Below are 23,531 nucleotides of genomic sequence, written 5' to 3'. Positions count from 1 at the left end.
GTGGATCAGATCTCGAAGACCTCGTTCACCAGCGCCTGCTGCTCCGACTGGTGCCGCTTGTTCGACCCCACCGCGGGCGAGGATGAGTGCGGACGGGAGACCCGGACCAGGCGCTCGGCGGCGGGGACGTCCGCGCCGACCGACAGCTCCAGGTGGTCGATCAGGTTGAGGGCGATGAACGGCCAGGCACCCTGGTTGGCCGGCTCCTCCTGCGCCCACACGAACTTCTCGACACCCGAGTACTTGGCGATCTCGGCCTGCAGCTCCGTACCCGGCAGCGGGTACAGCCGCTCCAGACGGATGATCGCCGTGTCGTTCGCACCGCGCTTGTCCCGCTCCGCGGCCACGTCGTAGTAGACCTTGCCGGAGCAGAAGACCACCTTGCGCACCGCGGCCGGGTCGACCGTCTCGTCGCCGATGACGGGACGGAAGGAGCCGTTGAGGAACTCGTCGGTCTTCGACGCCGCGGCCTTCAGACGCAGCATCGACTTCGGGGTGAAGACGACCAGCGGCTTGTGGTGCGGGTTGTGGACCTGCCAGCGCAGCAGGTGGAAGTAGTTCGACGGCAGCGTCGGCGCGGCGACCGTCATGTTGTTCTGCGCGCACAGCTGGAGGAAGCGCTCGATACGGGCCGACGAGTGGTCCGGCCCCTGGCCCTCGTAACCGTGCGGCAGCAGCAGCGTGACACCAGAGGTCTGGCCCCACTTCTGCTCGGCCGAGGAGATGAACTCGTCCACGATGGTCTGCGCGCCGTTGACGAAGTCACCGAACTGTGCTTCCCACATGACCAGCGCGTTCGGACGGGCCAGCGAGTAGCCGTACTCGAAGCCCATCGCCGCGTACTCGCTGAGCAGCGAGTCGTAGATGTTGTACCGCGCCTGGTCCTCGGTGAGGTACAGCAGCGGGGTGTAGTCATCGCCGGTCTCGCGGTCCACCAGCACCGCGTGGCGCTGGCCGAAGGTGCCGCGGCGGGAGTCCTGGCCGGCGAGCCGGACCGGGGTGCCCTCCATGAGCAGCGAGCCGATGGCGAGGGTCTCGCCCATGCCCCAGTCGATCGAGTCGTCCTCGATCATCGCCGCGCGCCGCTGGAGCTGCGGGAACAGCCGCGGGTGGACGGTGATCCGGTCGGGGGTGTTGACCTGGGACTCGGCGATCCGCTTGACGACCTCCTGGGAGACGGCCGTCTGGACCGTGACCGGGAACTCCGCCTGCGGCTCGGGGACCTCGGCCGGGGCCGGGGCCGAAACCGCGTCGCGGACCTCGGTGAAGACCTTCTCCAGCTGGCCCTGGAAGTCCTGCAGCGCCTGCTCGGCCTCTTCCAGGGTGATGTCGCCGCGCCCGATCAGCGACTCGGTGTAGAGCTTGCGCACCGAGCGCTTCTTGTCGATCAGGTCGTACATCAGCGGCTGGGTGAAACCGGGGTTGTCGGTCTCGTTGTGGCCGCGGCGGCGGTAGCAGATCAGGTCGATGACCACGTCCTTGTTGAACGCCTGGCGGAACTCGAAGGCGAGCCGCGCGACGCGCACCACGGCCTCCGGGTCGTCGCCGTTCACATGGAAGATCGGCGCCTCGATCATGCGCGCGACGTCCGTGGCGTACATCGAGGAGCGGGACGCGGCCGGGGCGGCGGTGAAGCCGACCTGGTTGTTGATCACGATGTGCACGGTGCCGCCGGTGCGGTAGCCGCGCAGCTGCGACATGTTCAGCGTCTCGGCGACCACGCCCTGGCCCGCGAAGGCCGCGTCGCCGTGGAGGGCGACGGGCAGCACCGTGAAGTCGGTGCCGGCCTTGCCGATGATGTCCTGCTTGGCGCGGACGACGCCCTCCAGGACCGGGTCCACGGCCTCCAGGTGGGAGGGGTTCGCGGTCAGCGAGACCTTGATCTGCTCGCCGTCCAGGCCGGTGAAGGTGCCCTCGGCGCCCAGGTGGTACTTCACGTCGCCGGAGCCGTGCATGGACTTCGGGTCGAGGTTGCCCTCGAACTCGCGGAAGATCTGCGCGTACGACTTGCCGACGATGTTGGCCAGCACGTTGAGCCGGCCGCGGTGGGCCATGCCCACGACGACCTCGTCCAGGCGCGACTCGGCGGCCGCGTCCAGCACCGCGTCCAGCAGCGGGATGACGGACTCGCCGCCCTCCAGGGAGAACCGCTTCTGGCCGACGTACTTGGTCTGCAGGAAGGTTTCGAACGCCTCGGCCGCGTTCAGCCGCCGCAGGATGCGCAGCTGCTCCTCGCGCTCCGGCTTGTCGTGGCTGCGCTCGACGCGGTCCTGGATCCACTTGCGCTGCTTGGGGTCCTGGATGTGCATGAACTCGATGCCGGTGGTGCGGCAGTACGAGTCGCGCAGCACGCCCAGGATGTCGCGCAGCTTCATCATGGTCTTGCCCGCGAAACCGCCGACCGCGAACTCGCGCTCCAGGTCCCACAGGGTGAGCCCGTGCTCGATGATGTCCAGGTCGGGGTGCTTGCGCTGGCGGTACTCCAGCGGGTCGGTGTCGGCCATGACATGGCCGCGGACCCGGTAGGAGTGGATCAGGTCGAAGACCCGCGCCGCCTTGGTGACGTCGTCGTCGTGGCTGACGTCGATGTCCTTGAGCCAGCGGACCGGCTCGTAGGGGATGCGCAGCGCCTTGAAGATCTCGTCGAAGAAGTCGTTCTCGCCGAGCAGCAGCTGGTTCATGATCCGCAGGAACTCGCCGGAGGCGGCGCCCTGGATCACCCGGTGGTCATAGGTGCTGGTCAGCGTCATGACCTTGGAGATGCCCAGCTTGTTCAGGGTGTCCTGGGAGGTGCCCTGGAACTCGGCGGGGTACTCCATGGCGCCGACGCCGACGATCAGGCCCTGCCCGGGCATCAGCCGCGGCACCGAGTGGACGGTGCCGATGCCGCCGGGGTTGGTCAGGGAGGCCGTGACGCCGGTGAAGTCGTCCATCGTCAGCTTGCCCGAGCGGGCGCGGCGGACGATGTCCTCGTACGCCTGCCAGAACTCGAAGAAGTTGAGCGTCTCGGCCTTCTTGATCGCGGCCACGACGAGCTGGCGGTCACCGTTGGGCTTGACCAGGTCGATGGCGAGACCGAGGTTGATGTGCTCGGGCTTGACCAGGGTCGGCTTGCCGTCCTTCTCGGTGAACGAGTGGTTCATCGAGGGCATCGCCTTCAGCGCCTGCACCATGGCGTAGCCGATCAGGTGCGTGAAGGACACCTTGCCGCCGCGGGCGCGCTTGAGGTGGTTGTTGATGACGATGCGGTTGTCGAACAGCAGCTTCACCGGGACCGCGCGGACCGAGGTGGCCGTCGGCAGCTCCAGCGACGCGTTCATGTTCTTCGCCACGGCGGCGGAGGGGCCGCGCAGCGTGACCAGCTCGGGGCCGGCGGAAGGTCCGGCGGGCTCCTTCTTGGAGACCGTCGGCTCGGCCGGGGTCGGCTTGACCGGAGCGGGCTTGGCCGGGGCCGCCGGAGCCGCCGGGGCGGCCTTCGCGGCGGGGGCCGCGGGCTGCGCCGGTGCGGGCTTCGGGGCGGCCGGGGCCGCCGCGGCGGGCTTGGCCTCGGCGGGCTTCGCGGCCGGGACGGCGGGCTTGGCCTCCGCCGGCTTGGCCGGAGCCGCCGGGGCGGCGCTCGCGGCTACTCCCTGTGGTGGCGTGGCCACCGCGGAGCCGGTGTCCTGACCCGGCTTGTAGTCGGCGAAGAAGTCCCACCAGGCTCGGTCGACCGAGTTCGGGTCCTGGAGGTACTGCTGGTAGATCTCGTCGACGAGCCACTCATTGGGGCCGAAGGCAGCGGCAGGGTTACTTCCCTGCCCGTCCTGTTCATCGGTCGAGACGCTCGAGGTGTTGGGGGACTGTGGCGACACGGCGGCAACCGCCCTCTTCCGCTTCCTAAGGTGGTGGACAGCGGAAATAAAGGCTACGCCCCTTGGACCCTTACGTGCAGGCCGCACTGGTCATCGTCGCGCAAGTCACATTGATTGGCGGGTTTCAGCGCATGACTCACCGGGAAACACCCGGGGTTTCGTGTGTTTCCTCACGCGGGGCAGCGCAAACGTGCATCCCTGCCGCTCGTATGTGCGCGACAGGGTCGACTTTACTTCAACTTTGATCTCAGGGGGTGGCCGGTTTGGATTCCGGTGCCGGTCCAGGGAGGCTGACCTTGATCCGGCAGCCCCGCGGGGACTCCGCCACGCCTATCCGCCCGCCGTGCAGGTCCACCGCCCAGCGCGCGATCGCCAGCCCCAGACCGGTGCCGCCGTCGCTGGCCGGGCCCGGGCGGCGGCGGCCCCCGGCCGCCGCGCTGTCGGGGGAGAGCCCGCCCCGGTTGAACCGCTCGAAGACCCGGTGCCGCTCCGCCTCCGGGATGCCGGGCCCCTCGTCCAGCACCTCCAGGTCCAGGCTCTCCGGGCCGCCGTCACCGCGCCGGGCCCGCACGGTCACCCGGCCGTGCGCCGGACTGTGCTTGACCGCGTTGTCGATGAGGTTCGCCATCACCTGGTGCAGCCGCTCGGCGTCGGCGTGGGCCGTCAGCTCGGGCGGCGAGACGTCCAGGTTGAGGTGGACGTCCGTACGGGTGTGCGCGCCCGACTGCGATTCCGCGCCCTTGGCCATGCTGGCCTCCTTGAGGATCCCGGCCAGATACGGCCAGACCTCGAACCGCCGCGCGTGCAGCGGAACCACTCCGTTGTCGAGGCGGGAGAGATCGAGCAGCTGATCCACCAGGCGGCCCAGGCGCTGGGTCTGCCGCAGCGCGACCCGCATGGTCTCCGGATCGGCCTCCGAGACCCCGTCCACCACGTTCTCCAGCACGGCGCGCAGGGCCGCGATGGGGGTGCGCAGCTCATGCGAGACGTTGGCGACCAGCTCCTTGCGGTGGGTGTCCACCGCCTCCAGATCGGCCGCCATCCGGTTGAACGCGGTCGCCAGGTCGCCGAACTCGTCCCGGCGCTGCGCCGCCCGCACCCGCCGGGTGTAGTCGCCGTTCGCCATCGCCCGGGTGACCTCGGTCATCTCGTCCAGCGGGGCGGTCAGCCCGTGGGCCACGAACTGGGTGATCAGCAGCGAGGCGATGATCGAGAAGATGGTGATCACGCGCAGCTCGGTATCGGAGTGCACCGCCGCGAAGACCAGCCAGGTGGTGATGATCACCGAGCCGATGACCAGCGCCCCCAGCGCCGCCTTGACCGAGCGGTACGGGTCGAAGGGCCGCAGCGCCTCCCAGATCCGGGCCCAGGTGGCGCGGGACCACGCCCGCCGGCCCCTGGAGTCGGCGTACATCCGGCAGACCTTGGGAACCCGGGCCCCGGGGACCCGCCAGGCCTGGGGAACCCTGCGCGCCCAGCGGCCCTTGCTCATGCCGCCGGGGTCTCCAGGGCGTAGCCGACGCCGTGCACCGTACGGATCCGCTCCGCGCCGATCTTCCGGCGCAGCGCCTTGATGTGGCTGTCCACGGTGCGGGTGCCCGAGGCGTCCGCCCAGTCCCACACCTCGGCCAGCAGCTGCTCGCGCGAGAGCACCGCGCGCGGGGTGTTGGCCAGACAGACCAGCAGATCGAACTCGGTCGGGGTCAGATGCACATCCGAACCGCGCACCCGCACCCGGCGCTGGGCGTGGTCGATCTCCAGCTCGCCCAGGCGCAGGATCCCGCTGCGCGGGGTGTGCGCGGCCAGCGCCGCCCGCTCCACCCGCCGCAGCAGCACATGCACCCGCGCGGCCAGCTCGCGCATGGAGAACGGCTTGGTCATGTAGTCGTCGGCACCGACCCCGAGCCCCACCAGCATGTCGGTCTCGTCGTCGCGCGCGGTCAGCATCAGCACCGGCACCGGACGGCGGGCCTGCACCCGGCGGCAGACCTCCAGACCGTCGAAGCCCGGCAGCATCACGTCGAGGACCAGCAGATCGGGCTGCCATGCCTCGGCCGTGTCGACCGCCGCCGGACCGTCTCCCGCCGTCTGGACCTGGAACCCCTCGGCACGCAGCCGGGCCGCGATGGCGTCCACTATGGTCGGATCGTCCTCGACGACGAGGACCCGGCGCTGTGCGCCAGGGGTGGTCGTGGCGGCCCCGTTGTGACCGTTGTGAGTCTGCTCCATACGCCCGCCCCTGCGTCTTCCGGTGAAACCCGCGGCTCGCGCCTGGTCATCGCTCAGCCGCGTTTGGTAGGCAAGCAAGCGTAAAGCCAGCGTACGCGGCTTTGCTACGCGCCCCGAACGGCAAGATGCACGACGTCGGGAACACCCCGGGCAACGGTGACCTCTTCCGTACGCACCCGCGTGAACCCGGCATTACGGAGAGATTCCTCGAAGGCGGGTGACGGCTGGGCCGACCATACGGCCAGCACTCCGCCCGGTGCGAGGCGCGCCGCGCAGGCGGCCAGTCCGGCGGGGGAGTAGAGGCCGTCGTTGTCCTCGGTGACGGTCCAGTCGGGTCCGTTGTCGATGTCCAGGCACAGCGCGTCGTAGCTGTGCGGGGCGGCCCGCGGGGTCTGCGGCGCGGTCCGCAGCCAGGCGACCAGATCGGCGTGGACGATCTCGGTGCGCGGATCGGCCAGCGCCCCGGCGGTCACGGCCGCCAGGGGTCCTTCGCGGTGCCAGTCGATCACCGCCGCCTCCCGCTCGACCACCGCGATCCGCCCCCACCGGGGCTCCGCCACCGCCTCGACCAGCGAAAACCCCACGCCGAGCCCGCCGATGAGCAGCGCGGGGGAGGGCCGGTCGGCGGGCAGCGCGCCGAGCGCGGCGCGGATGAGCAGCCGCTCGGAGCGGCCGTCGGAGGTGTCCATGAGGAAGCACCCATTGGCGATGATCTCGAAGACGGCGTCCCCCGGCGGCCCTCCGCCACCGCGCCGCCGCAGCACCACTTCGCCGTACGGACCCTCCCGGCGGTCGACGGTCACCGGCCGGTCGTCGTCGGCGGGGTGGAGGTCGTACGGCGGCTGCGGTCGCGGCTGCATGGGGTGGGGTCCTCCCGGGGCGGTCCTGATGCCGCCATCCTCGCGCCGGGCCCTTGCGCCGGTCCAACCGATTCCGGCGGCGGTCCGGCGGCGCGACGTCGTCCGCGTCACAGCCGACGCCACGGTGACATGACTCACGGCCCCCGGGTTGTTGTTCCCGTGGATGCGGATATGCGGAGAGCAGAGGGAGTGAGGAAGGGGCGCGGGCGTTGACAACATCGATACGCGGGACGACGGACGCGGAGGCCGCTGGGGCGGCGGAGTCGGTGGGGCCGTCGCCGGGTGCCCCGGTGCCCCCTCCGGCCGTCCCGGGCGGGCGGGCGGCGGACGGCGATGACCTGGGTGGGCAAGGGGCGGCCGCCACCGCTCGTCCGTGCGCCGGCTCGGCCGGTCGGCGGCGGGCGGCGGGGCTCACCGGGCCGGCCGCCGCCGGGGCCAGTACGCCGCAGGGGCCGGCGGCCGGGGCGGACCGCGGGCGCCTTACGGTCGCCGCGAAGGATCGCGGGCGCCTTACGGCTGCCACGGCGGGTCGCGGGCGCCTTACGGCTGCCACCGCGGCGGGCCCGAGCGCGCTGCCGCGCCTCGGCAACCCGCACCCGCCGCTCCTCACCACGCTGCCGCGCACGCTCATCAGCGTGCCGTTCACCCTCGGCTACACGCTCGTCCTGCTCGGCACCGGGCTCTACGCCCGCCTCGGCGACCCCGGCACCGTGCACGATCTGCTCGCGGACTCCAGCACCGATGTGTCCCACCTCTCCCAGCGGCCGCTGCTGACGCTGCTGGTCAGCGCGTTGTGGGTGGTGGGTGGGATCACCTCGCCCTATCTGGTCGTCTTCCCGCTGGTGCTCGGCGCGCTGGAGCGGCGCATCGGCGGGGTGCGGACCGCCGGGGTGTTCCTGCTCGGCCATGTGCTGGCGACGCTGCTCACCGAGCTCCCGGTGGCCGCCTCCGTCGCCGTCGGGCATCTCCCGGACAGTTCGCTGCGCCGCCTCGACTACGGGGTCAGCTACGGCCTGATCGCCTGCGCCGCCGCGCTCGCCGGGCTGCTGGTGCCCCGGCTGCGCTGGGCGCTGCTCGGCGGGATCGGCCTCGCGCTCGCCGCAGGCAGCCTCGTCGACTTCGATCCGCTCACCGAGTGGGGCCATGGGCTCGCCCTGCTGATCGGCATCGTCTGCTGGCCGTATGTCCGGCGAAACGCCAGGTGGCGGCCGTCCTCGAAGGGCAGCGCGGCGGCCGGGGGCGGCTTCGCTCACAGCGAACGAGCGCCCGGGAACACCTGAGGCCCCTCCGTGCATTGAGTGGGCATTGATTATTTGAGTCTCACCGACTCAAGTTGCCTGCCGAAGGGGAGATCATGGCTTCGCTGTCCACACCGCTCACCCTGCCCGTACTGCCTCTGGACGACGAGGTCGTGCTGCCCGGCATGGTGGTGCCGCTGGACCTTTCCGATACCGAGGTACGCGCCGCGGTGGAGGCCGCCCAGGCCGCCGCACGCTCCAGTGGGAGCGGCAGCGGTAAGCCGAGGGTGCTGCTGGTGCCGCGCGTCGACGGCACCTACGCGGGCATCGGCACGCTCGGCACCATCGAGCAGGTGGGCCGGCTCTCCGACGGCGACCCCGGCGCGCTGATCCGCGGTGTGCGCCGCGTCCGCATCGGGGCCGGGACCACCGGACCCGGGGCGGCGCTGTGGGTGGAGGGGACCACGGTCGAGGAGATCGTGCCCGACCCGCTGCCCGGCGCCGTCACCGAACTGATCAAGGAATACAAGGCGCTGGCCACCAGCTGGCTGCGCAAGCGCGGCGCCTGGCAGGTCGTGGACCGGGTGGCGCAGATCGACGATGTCGCGCAGCTCGCCGACAACTCCGGCTACTCGCCCTTCCTGAGCGTGGCCCAGCGCGTCGAGCTGCTGGAGACCGCCGACCCGGTGGCCCGGCTCAAGCTGGCCGTCACCTGGCTGAGCGACCACCTCGCCGAACAGGACGTCGCCGAGTCGATCGCCAAGGACGTCCAGGAGGGCGTCGACAAGCAGCAGCGCGAATTCCTGCTGCGGCGCCAGCTCGAAGCCGTCCGTAAGGAGCTCGCCGAGCTGAACGGCGACCCCGAGGACGAGTCCGGAGACTACCGGTCCCGGGTCGAGTCCGCCGCCGATCTGCCGGACAAGGTGCGCGAGGCGGCCCTCAAGGAGGTCGACAAGCTGGAGCGGTCCAGCGACCAGAGCCCCGAGGGCAGCTGGATCCGCACCTGGCTGGACACCGTCCTGGAGTTGCCCTGGAACGAGCGCACCGAGGACGCGTACGACATCCAGGGCGCCAAGGCCGTGCTCGACGCCGACCACGCGGGCCTGGACGACGTCAAGGAGCGGATCACCGAGTACCTGGCGGTGCGCAAGCGCCGCGCCGACCGGGGCCTCGGCGTCGTCGGCGGCCGCCGCGGCGGCGCGGTGCTCGCGCTGGTGGGCCCGCCCGGCGTCGGCAAGACCAGCCTGGGCGAGAGCGTCGCCCGCGCGATGGGGCGGAAGTTCGTCCGGGTCGCGCTCGGCGGCGTCCGCGACGAGGCGGAGATCCGCGGCCACCGGCGCACCTACGTGGGCGCGCTGCCCGGCCGGGTCGTCCGGGCCATCAAGGAGGCGGGTTCCATGAACCCCGTCGTCCTCCTGGACGAGATCGACAAGGTGGGTTCCGACTTCCGCGGCGACCCGGCCGCGGCCCTGCTGGAGGTCCTGGACCCGGCCCAGAACCACACCTTCCGCGACCACTACCTGGAGGTCGAACTCGACCTGAGCGACGTGGTCTTCCTCGCCACCGCCAACGTCCTGGAGGCCATCCCGGAGGCGCTGCTGGACCGCATGGAGCTGGTGCGCCTGGACGGCTACACCGAGGACGAGAAGGTCACCATCGCCCGGGACCACCTGCTGCCCCGTCAGCTGGAGCGGGCCGGTCTGGAGCCGGGCGAGGTCACGGTGGCGGACGAGGCGCTGCGCAAGCTGGCGGGCGAGTACACCCGCGAGGCGGGCGTACGGACCCTGGAGCGCTCCATCGCCCGGCTGCTGCGCAAGGTCGCGGCCCAGCACGAGCTCGGCGAGCGCGAACTCCCCTTCACCGTCGGTGTGGAGGAGCTGCGCCCGCTGATCGGCCGGCCGCACCACACCCCCGAGTCCGCCCAGGACCCGGCCGAGCGCCGCACCGCCGTCCCCGGCGTGGCGACCGGGCTCGCGGTCACGGGCGCGGGCGGTGACGTGCTGTTCGTGGAGGCGTCGCTGGCCGACCCGGAGACGGGCGGCGCGGGGCTGAACCTCACCGGTCAGCTCGGCGACGTCATGAAGGAGTCCGCCCAGATCGCGCTCTCCTTCCTGCGCTCCCACGGCGCGGAACTGGAGCTGCCGGTCGGCGACCTGAAGGAGCGCGGCATCCACCTCCACGTCCCGGCGGGCGCGGTCCCCAAGGACGGCCCGAGCGCGGGCGTCACCATGACCACCGCCCTGGCCTCGCTGCTCTCCGGCCGCCAGGTGCGCCCGGACGTGGCGATGACGGGCGAGGTCTCCCTGACCGGGCGGGTGCTGCCCATCGGCGGCGTCAAGCAGAAGCTGCTGGCGGCGCACCGCGCCGGGGTGACCACGGTGATCATCCCCAAGCGCAACGAGCCCGACCTGGACGACGTCCCCGCCGAGGTCCTGGACAAGCTCGACGTCCACCCGGTCTCGGACGTCCGCCGGGTCCTGGAGCTGGCCCTCGAACCCGCCCGGGCGGCCGCCCCCGAGGTCCCGGCAGCGGCGTGACGGACGCTGCCGGTGGCGCCGTGGCCCGGGGTCCCGTGTCGAACGGGATTCCGGGCCACGCGTGACCTGCCGGCCGTGCGTATCGTTGGACTAACCGGCCGCGGCTTCTGTGTTCGCGGCGGGGAGGAGCGGCACAGTGACCGTCATGGCGATTGACAGGATCGAGATGGCCGACAGCAGCGACGCACTCACCTTGGACGCGATGTTCGAGGCGCTCGAGAAGATGCCCGTCCCCGAGGGAATCAAGGTTGAGATTGTCGAGGGGAACATCTTCATGTCGCCGCAGCGGGATACGCACTGGGACATCACTTTGGACGTCGTCGAGCAACTGCGGACACAGTACCCGCGCAAGCGGATCAAGTCGGATGTCCGCATCGACTACCCCGGCTATCTCAACGGCTTCGCGACCGATGTGACCCTGGTTGCCGAGGGCGCCGTGAAAAACGACAAGGGGCTCTGGCTCTGCCAGGACGTCGAGTTCGTCGCCGAGGTGATCTCCAAGAGCACGAAGGGGAACGACTACGGCCCGAAGAAGGCGGCGTACGCGACCGCCGAGGTCCCCGTCTATTTGATCGCCGACCCGTATACCGGCCGGTGCCACCTCTTCACCGAGCCGAAGGACGGCGACTACCTCACGACGCTGACAGTGCCTTTCGGTGCCGAACTCGACCTGACGAACACCGTCGTCGGGGTGACGCTCAAGACCGACGAGTTCCCCCGCGATTGACCCGGGCCCGGGCCCGATCGCTGGCAGCCAGACAGGTCTGTCTGGTAGCTTCGGCCGTGAGACAGACAGACCTGTCTGTTCACGTCTGCCCTCCCGGAGAGACCCGTGCCGCGCACCCTGCTCGTCCTCGCCCACCCCCACCTCGCCACGTCCCGCGTCAATGCCGCGCTCGCCGAGGCCGCCCGGCCGGTGGACGGGGTCACCTTCCATGATCTCTACGCCGAATATCCCGATCTGCGGATCGATGTCGAGCGCGAGCAGCGGCTGCTGCTGGAGCACGACCGGATCGTGCTGCAGTTCCCCTTCTACTGGTATTCGGCGCCGCCGCTGCTGAAGAAGTGGCTGGACGAGGTGTTCCTGCGCGGTTTCGCCTACGGCAGCGGCGGCACCTCGCTGCGCGGCAAGTCGCTGCTGGTGGCCACCTCGACGGGCTCCGCCGAGGAGCAGTACCGGCCGGACGGGCTCCACCGCTTCCCGGTCGTCGAGCTGCTCAGGCCCTTCGACAACACCGCCCACCTCACCGGGATGCGCTACGAGGAGCCGATCGTCGTGCACGGCACCCATACGCTCGACGACGCCGAGCTCGCCGCGTACCAGGACCGCTATCGCGAGCTGCTGGCCTCCGGCGTGATACGGGAGCGCGAGCTGACCGCCGTGTGAGCGTCTGAGCCACGCGTCACGCCGGAGCCGCGCCACACGGCGAAGGGCCCGGCCGCACCTCATGGGTGCGGCCGGGCCCTTCGCGTACGTACGAGAGCCATACGGCCATACGTGCGGAGCCAGACGCCGTGCAGGGGAGCCGGACGCCGCGTACGAGGGCTACACCCGCGCCGGGCACGCCTCCGCGACCAGCGCCCGCGCCGCGTCCTGGGCCGCTTCCGCGCACTCCGGCCTCGGCTCCAGCGCGGCCGCCGCCATCGTCCCGTCCACGAGCACGGAGATCTGCAGGCCGAGCCGCTCGGGGTCGGCGGCCCCGGCCTCCCGGGCCAGCTCGGTCAGCCAGGTCCGTACGGCGCGCTTGTGCTCGGCCGTCGCGGCGTGCGGGGCGGTGCCCGGCTCGGTCTCGCCCGCGGTCCTGGTGAACGCGCAGCCGCGGAATCCGTCCCGCTCGGTCGTCGCGATCAGCGCGTCGAAGAGTCCGACGAGACGGTCCCGGGGATCGGCGCCGGCCGCCTCGGCGGCCTGCCGCAGCGCCCCCCGCCAGTGCCGGTCCGACCGGTGGAGATAGGCCAGGACCAGATCGTCCTTGGTGCGGAAGTGGGAGTAGAGCGTCGCCTTCGCCACGCCCGACTCGGCGATGATCCGGTCCACGCCGACGCCGCGCACCCCATGGGCGTTGAACAGCGCGGTCGCGGTGGACAGGATCCGCTCATGGGCGGAGGGGCGGGCGCTGCTCATGATCATGCTCCTTGACTCGGCCGTAGGACGACCGACGCCCTCCAGCGTACAGACAGACCTGTCCGTACACCGGAGGGCGGACGCGCCGGATGTGGGGGGTGAGGAGGCGCGGGCTCAGCCGTTGGCGAGCGCCTGCAGCCGGTCCATGGCGCCGTTGAACTTGTTGTGGTCGCCGACCGTCGGGCCGGACGAGGTGTACTGCCAGATGGTGTGGAAGCCCCAGCCCGCCGGAAGCTCGCCGACGGACGAGCCGTAGCGCGGAATCCACAGGGGGTTGACGCCACCGAAGGCGGCGGAGTTGCCCGTGCAGCTCTTCCACCAGCTGGTGGAGGTGTAGATCACCGGGTCGCGGCCGGTGCGCGCCTTGTAGGTGCTGTTGAAGGACTTGATCCAGTTGACCATCGCGCTGGCGCTCAGCCCGTAGCAGCTGGCGCCGTAGGGGTTGTACTCCATGTCGAGCGCGCCCGGCAGCGTCTTGCCGTCCTTGGACCAGCCGCCGCCGTGGTCCACGAAGTAGTTGGCCTGGGCGGCGCCGCTCGAGTTGTTCGGCAGGGCGAAGTGGTACGCGCCGCGGATCATGCCGACGTTGAACGAGCCGTTGTACTGCTGGGCGAAGTACGGGTTGGTGTAGCTCGTGCCCTCGGTCGCCTTGACGTAGGCGAACCGGACCCCGCTGCTCCACAGGGTCGACCAGGTGACATTGCCCTGGTGGCTGCTGACGTCCACGCCCTCGACGGTGGCGAGCAGCCCCGTGGGCGCCTCGCCGGCCGTGGATCCGCCCTCGTGCTTGAGTATCTGTGAACCCGCCCAGTCGTCCTCGGGATGGGGGATGGCCTTGTCGCCCTGGCCCTGGGCGGCGAATGCCGCACCGGGCAGTGCGATGGTCATGGCGAGGAGAGCGGCGAGGATTCCGATCAGCGCACTGAGGGCGCGTCGGACCGAACCAGGTCTGTGCACGAGCATGGCGTTGCCTCCGAAGCCTCGGTGGGGGGAGAGAGGGACGTCAGATTGGTATGACCATGTCAGGGCTGACGCTACGGGCGTAGATAGGCCGACGGAAGGGGGAGGGTGTGATGCCGTTGGTCTAATCCTGCGAAATACTGGTGGAGCTGCGGTAACAACCGCGCGTGGTAGAAACTTTCACGAAGTGAAAACCCGGAGAGGGCTCTGACGTGCACAACAACGGGGCATTGCCACCCGAGCAGGGTGCGGGTGGCACCATGGGCGGCATTGGTGTGGACCATGCATTCCTGGCTCTGGAGCGCGAATTGGCGGTTTTCCTCCGGAGAGCCCGTGCCGCCTCGGGGGAATTGGCCCGGGAGGTCCACCCGGAGCTCGAATCCGCCGCCTATGGGCTGCTGATGCGGCTGGAGGACGCGGGTCCGCAGCGTGCCACCGACCTCGCGGGCTTCGTGGGCGTCGGTAAGGCCACCATGAGCCGTCAGCTCCGCGCCCTGGAGGGGCTCGGTCTGGTGACGCGGACGCCCGATCCGGCGGACGGCCGGGCCTTCCTGATGGAGTTGACCGAGGAGGGCCGCAGCCGCTTCCGCGCCGTACGGGTCGCCCGGCGGGCGCGGTACGCCCGCCGGCTCGCCGCGTGGGAGCGCGACGAGGTCGCCGAACTCGCCAGACTGCTGCACCGGTTGAACGCGGAGCAGGAGGCCGAGGACCCCGGTCAGGCGGCGCGTGCGGCACAGGAGTCCGGGGATTCCGGCCCAGCGGCGCGGGCGGCGCAGGAGTAAGGCGCTCATACACGCCAGGATCGGCGACCCCCGCACATCCGGCGACGCGGATGTGGCAACCGCGCTACCCCGCCCCACACGGCGGTCCGACGGGGGTGCCCCGCCGCTCAGGGCTCCACGAAGACCACGGCCGCGTCGTCGTGGGTCTTGCCCCGCGGAAACGCCGTACCGTCCGGATCGGCGTGCTCGGCCGCCCGTACGCGGTCGATCAGCGCCTGCGAGCCCTCCTTGCGCAGCAGCGCGAAGCACTCGGCCCAGTCGCCCTCGCCGAACCGCTCCACCCAGCGCGTCGCGCCGTCGGTGAGCGCCGCCAGCGCCCGTACCTCGCCGCGCGGGAGCTCCCCGGTGACGGCCTTGGCGGAGACCGCGGGGTCGGCGGCGGCGGTGAAGAAGCCGCCCTCCGCGTTGCGCAGCGGGGCGAGCCGCCGGCCCTCGGCCCGCAGCCGGTCGATGCGGTCGTCCAGGACCGGAGTCACTCCGCCGTGGGCCCGCTCGATGAGCAACACCGAGTCCGAGAGCACCAGATACTCGATCCGCTCGGTGTCCCAGCGCGCCGCGACGGCGGTTGCCTGCGGAGTGAGAAGGTGAGAAAGGTCACACGTTGAACTATGTGCCGCGGCGGTTCGGGCGATCGCCTCCGAGAGGCACTGTGTCAGGGGCATATCCCGTCGCGAACCGGACAGTTCGAGCAGCGATCCGCCGAGTCGCGCGGTGAACCAGCTCACGCTGTGTACGCATCCGTCGTCGCCGGCGGGCGGAGTCACCCCGTCCAGAACCACCAGCGCACCGCCGCTCCCCGAGGCCGGAAGGGCTACCGATGCGTAGTCCTCGTTGGGATATTGCTGATCGCCGGGGGCGGTCGCGAGTTCGATGCGCATTCCCTCAGTCTGCCGGACCGCCGTTGATCACCGCCGCCGCGGCGAGCTGGGCGGGCGTTGGTCCGTACCAAATCCCTCGCCCGTTTCTCGGCTGCCTGATTGGGGTGGGATTGACACTTCTGGGAAGCTGCGGGTGGGCATCTTGTCAGGGCGGTGAGGTCTTTACCAATCCGCGTAAGGTGGCGGGAGGGTATGGCCGCGAGTCAAAGTTGGTGGTCAACTACCCAATGCGGTTCACTCGTTCGGGTGGCCGGGTGGGTGATGCATGCCCGCCCCAGACCCGTCCTGAAAGGGTCGGAATCCCTACCAGAGGTGGGGAAACACAATTGTTGATCCGTCGTCACCTCTGGTCCACAGAGCGGTCGGGCGAGAATGGATTGTGAGCACCGGTGCGGAAGAAGCGGCTTCGGGGCACCACACGCGATGCGGTAAGCGAGCCACGTCAGGACGAGGCGACGTCGCGACGGCACACCGCACGCGTCCGCCGTCGGCTGACCACGTCGGTCGCCCTCGTCTCCGTCGCCGTCCTCGGGGCCGGGACTCCCGCGGTCCTGCTCGCCCTCGATGACACCACCGACGCCCAGCGGCTCGTCGACCTCGCCGAGACCAACCGCGGCGCGATGACCCTCGCCCACGCCCTCGCCGACGAGCGCGACGCCATGACGCGGTACGTCGCCGACGGGCGCACCACCGCCTCCGGCCGCGGGGTCTCCGAGGAGACGCGGGCCCGGGTCGACCGCCGCGTCCGCGAGGTGCGGGGGCAGGTCCCGGCGTCGGTCCGGCGGCTCCTCGACGCCCTCCCCGAGGTGCGGCAGCAGGCGCTGACCGGCAAGGGCTCGGCCCTCGACGTCTTCACCTCGTACACCCGGACCGTCCAGGCGCTGAACGGGATCACCGACACCCTCGCCCGCCGGCTCCCCGCCGACGCCGAGTCCGGCGCCACCGCCGCGCTGGCCCCGCTCGGCCGCGCCGTGGAGGAGGCGTCCGCCACCCGCGGGCTGCTGCTGGCCGCGCTCGACGCGGGCGGCGGCCAGCCCACGCTGGTCTCCGCCGCCCAGCGGACCAACCTCCGCGAGCAGTCCGCGCTGGCCGACTTCGAGCAGCTCGCCCCGGCCACCATGCGCGACGCCTACGACCGCACCGTCAACGGCACCGAGGTCGGCGACGCCGAGCGCTATATCGCCCGGCTCACCGACCAGAACCGCTTCGCGGGCAATGACTTCTTCCTCGACGAGGACCGCGTCGAGGCCGCCCTGGACACCCGGATCAACCGGATGCGCGGCGCACAGTCCTCGCTGGCCTCCTCCGAGGCCGCCCAGCTCGCCCGGTTGCGGGACGACGAGGTCACCGACCTCGAGCTGCGCATCGGCATCGTCGGCGCCGCCCTGCTGGTCGCCCTCGGCGCCGGGGTGCACGGCGCCCGCTCGATGACCCGGCCGCTGGCCGCGCTGCGGCTCGGCGCCCGGCGGGTCGCGGCCGACCCGGCGGCCGAGGAGCCGGTCGCCTTCAAGGGCCGCGACGACGAGTACGCGGACGCCGTACGGGCCGTCAACGAACTCCACGCCAAGGCCGCGCGGGCGTACGAGCGGGTCGCCGAGCTGGAGACCGAGCGCACCCGGCTCGTCGGCGAGCGGCAGCGGATGGCCGATGAGCGGGACGGGCTGCGCGCCGAGCGGGACGCGGTCGCCACCCGGCTGGAGGGGCTGCGGGCCCGGGTCCACGGCAGCTTCGTGGGGCTCGCGCTGCGCTCGCTGGGCCTGATCGAGCGCCAGCTCGCCATCATCGAGTCCCTGGAGGAGCGGGAGCAGGACCCCGACCGCCTCGAGACGCTCTTCCAGCTCGACCACCTGGCCACCGGGATACGCCGCTACGGCGAGAACCTCCTGGTCATCGCGGGCTCCGAGCAGAAGTCCACCCACCCGGGGCCGGTGCCGCTGCTGGATGTGCTGCGCGCCTCGATCAGCGAGGTCGAGCGGTACGACCGGGTGCAGATCCAGGCGCTGCCGCCGCATGCCCAGGTCGCCGGGTTCGCCGCGGACAGCGTCAGCCACCTGATCGCCGAGCTCCTGGAGAACGCGACATCGTTTTCTCCGCCGGACGCGGCGGTCCAGATGTCCGGCTGGCTCCTGGAATCCGGCGAGGTCATGCTCTCCGTCCAGGACGAGGGCATCGGCATGACGCCCGAGCGCTTCCTGGAGCTGAACACCCGGCTCGCCGACCCGGTGCCGGAGTATTGCCAGGGCCCCCAGCCGGAGGACCCGCTGGGCCTCGGGCTGTACGTGGTGACCCGGCTCGCCGCGCGCCACGGCATCCGGGTGCAGCTGCGCGAGCAGCAGCCGGGCGGGGTGGCCGCCGTGGTCGTCCTCCCGACGAAGATCCTCCCGGCCGGTCCGCCCGGCGCCGGGCTGCCGCCCGCCCCGCCGGTGAGCGTGGGCGCGACGTTCGGCGGCGCCGGACCGTCGTCCTTCCTGGGCTTCCCGGGCTCCGAGGCCGAGGCGAACTCCAACGCGCTTCCCGGGCAGACCCGTTCGGTCGCCCGGGACCAGGAGGGTGTGCCGAGCGCGGGCGCCGCGGCGGGGGTCGGCCCCGAGCCGTCGGCCGAGCCGGTCGCGCCGCCCGTGGAGCCGGATCCGGCGCCCCAGGCCGCCGAGCCGGAGCCCGAGCCCGCGCTCGACCCGGAGCCCACGCCCGTCGAGGCGGCCGCGGACTCCGAGCCGGGCGCCGCCTGGGCGGTCCCCGCCGAGCAGTGGGGGCAGACCGCGGACACGGGCCGTGACTACCCCATGGAGCCCACGCCGCCGCGCGGCCACCCGAGCCCGGGGAACGGTGGCCCGCTGCCCACCCTGCCCAAGCGCGTCCCCAAGTCGGCCCGGTCCGACGGACAGGACGGCGCACGGCCCGGTGCGGACGCCCCGGCCCCGGCACCCCAGGCGGCCCCGGCACCCCAGGCCGAGGAGGCGGAGGTCCCGGCCGTCGAGCAGACGATGGAGCTGACCCTCCGGCGCCTGCGCGAGGCCCATGGGGACCCCGAGGACCGCGACGGGCGTTCGGATCGTACGGATCGTACGGATCGTACGGATCGCACGGGCCGCACGGATCACGCCGACGGCGACGGCCGTGAGGACGCCGCGGACCGCGCGGACGCCGACGGCGACGAGTACGCGGACCCCGACTGGCGCTTCGGCGGCCACGGCATCCGCCCGGTCGGCGCGGACGCCTGGGGCCCGGCCGGCGGCGCATCGGCGTGGCCCGGCGGCCCGGCGGCAGGCGGTCCGGCATCGTCCGGCCGCCTGGCGGACGGCGGCGCCCCCGCGTCGCAGGACGGCCCGGAGGACAACGTCCCGTCCTCGCCCGGCGGCGGCCCGGCGGCGGGTGGTGAGCGGGCAGGCGGCGGTCGGCCGTCCCCCGTCGATCCGTACGCCATCGGCCCCGACCAGCACGCCCGCCCGGAGGACCAGGCGGCGCGCACCGACAAGGGGCTGCCCAAGCGCACACCGCGGAACGTGGCCCTCCGGGAGCCCGATCCACGGGAGCGGACCGGCTCGGTGAACGCGGAGGAGCTGCGGCGCCGCCTCGGTGGCTTCCAGCGCGGCGCCCGCGACGGACGCCGGGACGCCGCCGCCGAGGTCGCCGCCCGTGGCGAGCCCGCGCGGCGGCAGCGGGGAACAGCAGGACAAACGGGGGCGCAGAGCGAGGGTGGCACGGTTGAGGAGGCACGCGGGTGAATGCGCCCAGTAGTACGTACGGGTTGAGTCGCGAGGCCCGTAATCTGCACTGGTTGCTGGCGAACCTGGTGGAGGAGGTGCCGGGCGTCCGCTCGGTTGTGGTCGTCTCGACCGACGGGCTGATGCTGCTCTCCTCCGACACACGGCACCATGCCGCGTCGACCGATCCGGCGGCACAGGACGGCCCCAAGGGGTCCAGTGCGGATCTCGCGACGATCGTCTCGGGGGTCGGCAGCCTGACGCTCGGCGCGGCGAAGCTGATGGACGCCGGCGGCGTCAAGCAGACGATGGTGGCGATGGACGAGGGCAGTCTGTTCGTCATGTCGATCAGTGACGGTTCGCTGCTCGGGGTGCATGCCACCCCCGACTGCGACATGACCGTCGTCGCCTATCACATGGCACTGTTCGTGGGCCGGGCCGGACATGTGCTCACCCCCGAACTCCGCAATGAACTACGCAGGTCGCTGGAGCACGCACAGTGACGGCAGCCGGGTCCAGCCGGCCCGCCCGTAAACCCGCTCGCGTACGTCCGTACTCGCTCACCGGCGGTCGCACCCGCTCCGGCCATGTGCTGCTGGTGGAGACCTTCGTGGCGTCGCTGGAGTCTCCGGACGGACGGCTCGACCTGGCCCCCAGTGGGTTGAACGCCCGGATGATGCCGGAGATCCGGGCGATCATCGAACTGTGCGACAGGATGCGCTCCGTCGCGGAGGTCTCCGCGATGCTCAAGATCCCACTCGGGGTGGTGCGCGTCCTGCTCAGCGACCTGGCCGACCAGGGAAAGATCCGCGTCTACGGCACCGGGCGGGGTCCCGGCCAGCCGGACCGCGCGTTGCTCGAAAGGGTGCTCAGTGGACTTCGCAGGCTCTGAGACGATCACGGCGACCCCGCCGGCGACGTCGGAGATACCCGGGGCCGGGATACCCGGGGCCGAGGAGGTGCTCCAGAGGTGGCAGACGGACCGCTCCCGCGCGCCGATCGCCACCAAGATCGTGATAGCGGGAGGGTTCGGGGTCGGTAAGACGACCTTCGTCGGCGCGGTTTCGGAGATCACTCCGCTGCAGACCGAAGCGCTGATGACGCAGGCCAGCGAGAGCGTGGACGACCTCGAGGCGACGCCGGAGAAGCTGACCACCACCGTCGCGATGGACTTCGGCCGGATCACGCTGGAGAACGATCTGGTCCTGTATCTCTTCGGCACCCCCGGCCAGCAGCGCTTCTGGTTCATGTGGGACGACCTGATGCGCGGGGCCATCGGCGCGGTGGTGATGGTCGACACCCGGCGCCTGGACGAGAGCTTCCCGGCGCTGGACTACTTCGAGAGCCTGGGTCTGCCGTACGTGGTGGCGGTCAACCACTTCGAGGGGACCCCGCTCTACGAGCCCGAGGACGTGCGCGACGCGCTCTCCGTGGCGCCCACCGTGCCGGTGGTGATGATGGACGCCCGGCGCCGGATCGCGGTCGTGGACGCGCTGCTGGCGCTGGTGAGACACGCCGTTGACGCCTCACCCGAGTGACGTAACCTCAGCTCCGCCCGCGGGATGGAATGCTCCATTCCCTTTATCGGTCCGAGCTTGAGGGAGAGTCGACAGCCATGCGGAAGATACTCATCGTGGGTGCCGGTCAGTCCGGCCTCCAACTCGCTCTCGGCCTGCAGTCCAAGGGCTACGAGATCACGCTGATGTCCAACCGGACGTCCGATGAGATCCGCGGCGGACGGGTGATGTCCACCCAGTGCATGTTCCGCACCGCGCTGGACCACGAGCGCGATCTGGAGCTCAACTTCTGGGAGGAGCGGGCGCCGCGGGTCGAGGGCCTCGGGGTCTCCGTCGCCGGGCCGCCGGCCTCCGAGGGCCAGGCCCATCCGCGGGTCATCGACTGGGTCGGCCGGCTGGACGGCCACGCCCAGTCCGTCGACCAGCGGATCAAGATGGCCGGCTGGATGGAGACGTTCGAGCAGCGCGGCGGCCAGGTGGTCATCCACGGCGCCGCCGTCTCCGACCTGGACGTCCTCGACCGGAAGTACGACCTGGCGCTGGTGGCCGCGGGCAAGGGCGAACTGGTCTCGCTCTTCGGCCGGGACGCCGCCCGCTCCCCGTACGACACTCCGCGGCGCGCCCTCGCCGTCGCCTATGTGCACGGCCTCGGCCCGCGCCCCGAGCACCCCGGCCTCGAGGCGGTGCGCTGCAATCTCGTCCCCGGCGTCGGCGAACTCTTCGTGATGCCCGCGCTCACCACCACCGGCCGCGCCGACATCCTCTTCTGGGAGGGCGTCCCGGGCGGTCCGGCCGACGTCTTCCAGGGCATCACGGACCCCTCGGAGCATCTGGCGCGCGTCCTGGAGCTGATGGAGCGGTTCACGCCGTGGGAGTACGCGCGCGCCACCAAGGTCGAACTGACGGACGCGGGCGGCACGCTCTCCGGGGGGTACGCCCCGACCGTGCGCAACCCGGTCGGGCGGCTGCCGGGCGGCGGGCTGGTCCTGGGCGTCGCCGATGTCGTGGTGGCCAACGACCCGATCACCGGCCAGGGCTCCAACTCCGCGGCCAAATGCGCGGCGGCCTACCTGGAGAGCATCGTCGAGCACGGCGACCGGCCGTTCGACGAGGCGTGGATGCGGGCCACCTTCGACCGCTACTGGGAGACCGCGCGGCACGTCACCAAGTGGACCAACGCCATGCTGGGCCCGCCGCCGGAGCACATCGTGGACCTCCTCGGGGCGGGGGCCGCCTTCCCCGCCGTCGCCCACCGCATCGCCAACGGCTTCGACGACCCCTCCGACTTCGAGAACTTCTTCTACGAGCCGGAGAAGACGGCCGCCTATCTGGACGAGGTCAGGAAAGAGGCCGAGGCCGAGTCCGCGGAGGCCGAAGGCGAGACCGAGGTCTGCGAAGAGACCGAGGTCTGCGAGGGGGCTGAGGTCTGCGAAGAGGCCGGGGCCGACGGCCGGGCCGGGGCCGAGGCCAGGGCCATTCGGTACGTCGGCTGACACCGGCCGCCGCCGGGGCGCTCAGCGCTTGGCCACGGGGGCCGGACCCGGGCGCACCGCCCCGTGCAGCGGATTGGAGGCGAGCGGGGAGAGCTTCACCCGCTGGCCGGGACGCGGCGCCTGGACCACCTGGCCGTTGCCCGCGTACATCGCCACATGGCTCGCGCCCTTGTAGTAGATCACCAGATCGCCGGGGCGCAGCTTGTTGAGCGGCACCCGTGGCAGCTGGCGCCACTGCTCCTGGCTGGTGCGCGGAATGAGCTGCCCGGCGTGCGCCCAGGCGGAGGAGGTCAGCCCCGAGCAGTCGAAGGAGTTCGGCCCCTCGGCGCCCCAGACGTACGGCTTGCCGATCTGGTTCAGCGCGTAGGCGAGCGCCCGCTTCCCGGCCTCCGGGGTCGCCATTCCGGGGCGGCCGGGGGCCGGGCGGGGGCGGGGCGCGGTGACGGTGGCGACCGGGGAGGGGGTGCCCGCCGGGGTGGCCCCGCCGGGCCCGGGGGCCGGGGTGGTGCGGGTGCCGCGGCCCGGGGTGGGGGCGGGCGGCGAGGCGTTTTTCGTGGGGTCGAGCGCCCCGGAGTCGAGCAGTTTGCGCTGCGCCTTCGCGGTCTGCTCGCGTTCGCGCTGCGCCACCTGGGCGATCTGGCGGGCGGTCAGCGCGGCCAGCAGCTTCTCGATGGAGCGCAGCCGTTTCTCCACCTTGTCCCGCTGTTTCTTGCGCTTCGCCGTCAGGGACAGCTGTTTGTCCAGCGCGGTCCGCGCCCGGGTGGCGATGGTGTCGGCGCGCCGCTCGCCCCTGGTCAGCCGCCGCATCAGGGCGGCCTCGCGGCCGGCCGCCCGCTCCAGCTCACGCGCCTCGTCGGCGGCGCCCTCCGGATGGGGGGTGAGCAGGGTCAGCAGAAAGGCGTAGGAGGAGAGCGAGCTGTGGCCCTGGTACTGCTGACGGGCCAGCCGTCCCGCGTCGTCGTGGCTGTCGGCGAGCTCCGTACGGGCGTGCACGAGCTCGGCCGTGAGCTCCCTGGTTCTGGTGCGCTGCTTGCGCAGCTTCTCCTCGGTCGCGTTGTACGTCTCCGTCGCCTCCTCGGCCTTCCGGTACAGCGTCTTGAGCTGCGTCAGCAGCTCGGACACGGACCGGTCGGCGGGACGGGAGGGGGCGGCCGTCGCCGTGGCCGCCGGAACGGCGGGCACCAGCGCGGCGGTCGCCGTGATCGCCGCCGCGCAGACCGAGCCCACGATCCGTCCTGACACGTGATCACCTCCGGCTCACTGACGCCTCCGTTCGGCGTCCAGCTCAGCAGGATCGTGGCATGACGTTCGTATCTTCAGGAGAATTGTGGGCGAGTCGGGCGAATACGGTCACCCG

18 protein-coding genes are annotated in these 23,531 nt (G+C 71.7%); 10 read left to right on the top strand and 8 right to left on the bottom strand.

Annotated features, from left to right (window positions below):
- Positions 1-5 precede the first annotated feature (5 nt).
- The 4 genes from J8403_RS15355 to J8403_RS15340 all read right to left on the bottom strand — a co-directional run bounded on the left by J8403_RS15355 (position 6) and on the right by J8403_RS15340 (position 6,940).
- Positions 6-3,851: a multifunctional oxoglutarate decarboxylase/oxoglutarate dehydrogenase thiamine pyrophosphate-binding subunit/dihydrolipoyllysine-residue succinyltransferase subunit gene (locus J8403_RS15355; protein ID WP_211123676.1), complete on the bottom strand. Its 3,846-nt coding sequence runs from the start codon at positions 3,849-3,851 to the stop codon at positions 6-8.
- A gap of 247 nt (positions 3,852-4,098) precedes the next feature.
- A complete protein-coding gene (locus tag J8403_RS15350) occupies positions 4,099-5,265 on the bottom strand; it encodes a sensor histidine kinase (RefSeq protein ID WP_211128262.1) in 1,167 nt (388 codons plus the stop codon).
- Between the two features lie 74 nt (positions 5,266-5,339).
- Positions 5,340-6,080, bottom strand: coding sequence for a response regulator transcription factor (locus tag J8403_RS15345; RefSeq protein ID WP_086709713.1), 741 nt, complete (start codon positions 6,078-6,080; stop codon positions 5,340-5,342).
- A gap of 104 nt (positions 6,081-6,184) precedes the next feature.
- A complete protein-coding gene (locus tag J8403_RS15340; RefSeq protein ID WP_211123675.1) occupies positions 6,185-6,940 on the bottom strand; it encodes a spermidine synthase family protein in 756 nt (251 codons plus the stop codon).
- Positions 6,941-7,149: 209 nt separating this feature from the next.
- On the opposite strand from J8403_RS15340, the gene J8403_RS43645 reads away from it, so the two are divergent.
- From J8403_RS43645 to J8403_RS15320, 4 genes are all read left to right on the top strand, one after another.
- On the top strand, positions 7,150-8,220 hold the full coding sequence (locus J8403_RS43645) for a rhomboid-like protein (protein ID WP_246585853.1): 1,071 nt from the start codon (positions 7,150-7,152) through the stop codon (positions 8,218-8,220).
- A 74-nt stretch (positions 8,221-8,294) separates the two neighbouring features.
- Entirely contained in the window at positions 8,295-10,715 is a 2,421-nt protein-coding gene (gene lon, locus J8403_RS15330; RefSeq protein ID WP_211123674.1) for an endopeptidase La, read from the top strand.
- 136 nt (positions 10,716-10,851) lie between these two features.
- The gene (locus tag J8403_RS15325; protein ID WP_211123673.1) at positions 10,852-11,442 is read left to right on the top strand and encodes a Uma2 family endonuclease; all 591 of its coding nucleotides are present in this window, start codon (positions 10,852-10,854) and stop codon (positions 11,440-11,442) included.
- A 105-nt stretch (positions 11,443-11,547) separates the two neighbouring features.
- On the top strand, positions 11,548-12,102 hold the full coding sequence (locus J8403_RS15320; protein ID WP_211123672.1) for an NAD(P)H-dependent oxidoreductase: 555 nt from the start codon (positions 11,548-11,550) through the stop codon (positions 12,100-12,102).
- Positions 12,103-12,261: 159 nt separating this feature from the next.
- Here the strand turns inward: J8403_RS15320 and J8403_RS15315 are convergent, their stop codons facing one another.
- Positions 12,262-12,840: a TetR/AcrR family transcriptional regulator gene (locus J8403_RS15315; protein WP_211123671.1), complete on the bottom strand. Its 579-nt coding sequence runs from the start codon at positions 12,838-12,840 to the stop codon at positions 12,262-12,264.
- A gap of 114 nt (positions 12,841-12,954) precedes the next feature.
- Entirely contained in the window at positions 12,955-13,803 is an 849-nt protein-coding gene (locus J8403_RS15310) for a lysozyme (protein WP_211123670.1), read from the bottom strand.
- A gap of 257 nt (positions 13,804-14,060) precedes the next feature.
- Here J8403_RS15310 and J8403_RS15305 point away from each other — a divergent pair, with 257 nt between their 5' ends.
- Positions 14,061-14,582, top strand: a complete 522-nt coding sequence (locus tag J8403_RS15305; protein WP_211128261.1) for a MarR family winged helix-turn-helix transcriptional regulator — start codon at positions 14,061-14,063, stop codon at positions 14,580-14,582.
- A 107-nt stretch (positions 14,583-14,689) separates the two neighbouring features.
- Here J8403_RS15305 and J8403_RS15300 read toward each other — a convergent pair whose 3' ends face one another.
- Complete coding sequence (locus J8403_RS15300) at positions 14,690-15,460, bottom strand: protein phosphatase 2C domain-containing protein (RefSeq protein WP_211123669.1); 771 nt, start codon at positions 15,458-15,460, stop codon at positions 14,690-14,692.
- Between the two features lie 389 nt (positions 15,461-15,849).
- On the opposite strand from J8403_RS15300, the gene J8403_RS15295 reads away from it, so the two are divergent.
- From J8403_RS15295 to J8403_RS15275, 5 genes are all read left to right on the top strand, one after another.
- Positions 15,850-19,185, top strand: a complete 3,336-nt coding sequence (locus tag J8403_RS15295; RefSeq protein ID WP_211123668.1) for a sensor histidine kinase — start codon at positions 15,850-15,852, stop codon at positions 19,183-19,185.
- Positions 19,182-19,667, top strand: a complete 486-nt coding sequence (locus tag J8403_RS15290; RefSeq protein ID WP_211123667.1) for a roadblock/LC7 domain-containing protein — start codon at positions 19,182-19,184, stop codon at positions 19,665-19,667. The genes J8403_RS15295 and J8403_RS15290 overlap by 4 nt, the downstream gene beginning before the upstream one ends.
- On the top strand, positions 19,664-20,056 hold the full coding sequence (locus J8403_RS15285) for a DUF742 domain-containing protein (protein ID WP_093464640.1): 393 nt from the start codon (positions 19,664-19,666) through the stop codon (positions 20,054-20,056). Before J8403_RS15290 ends, J8403_RS15285 begins: the two co-directional genes overlap by 4 nt.
- Positions 20,057-20,090: 34 nt before the next feature.
- On the top strand, positions 20,091-20,702 hold the full coding sequence (locus tag J8403_RS15280; RefSeq protein WP_246586337.1) for a GTP-binding protein: 612 nt from the start codon (positions 20,091-20,093) through the stop codon (positions 20,700-20,702).
- A 77-nt stretch (positions 20,703-20,779) separates the two neighbouring features.
- Positions 20,780-22,174, top strand: a complete 1,395-nt coding sequence (locus J8403_RS15275; RefSeq protein WP_211123666.1) for a styrene monooxygenase/indole monooxygenase family protein — start codon at positions 20,780-20,782, stop codon at positions 22,172-22,174.
- Between the two features lie 21 nt (positions 22,175-22,195).
- Here the strand turns inward: J8403_RS15275 and J8403_RS15270 are convergent, their stop codons facing one another.
- Positions 22,196-23,416, bottom strand: coding sequence for a C40 family peptidase (locus tag J8403_RS15270; protein ID WP_211123665.1), 1,221 nt, complete (start codon positions 23,414-23,416; stop codon positions 22,196-22,198).
- Positions 23,417-23,531 lie beyond the last annotated feature (115 nt).

Source organism: Streptomyces yatensis (genome assembly GCF_018069625.1).
In the GTDB taxonomy this organism is placed as follows: domain Bacteria; phylum Actinomycetota; class Actinomycetes; order Streptomycetales; family Streptomycetaceae; genus Streptomyces; species Streptomyces yatensis.
This window is presented reverse-complemented; position numbering and strand designations above follow the sequence as displayed.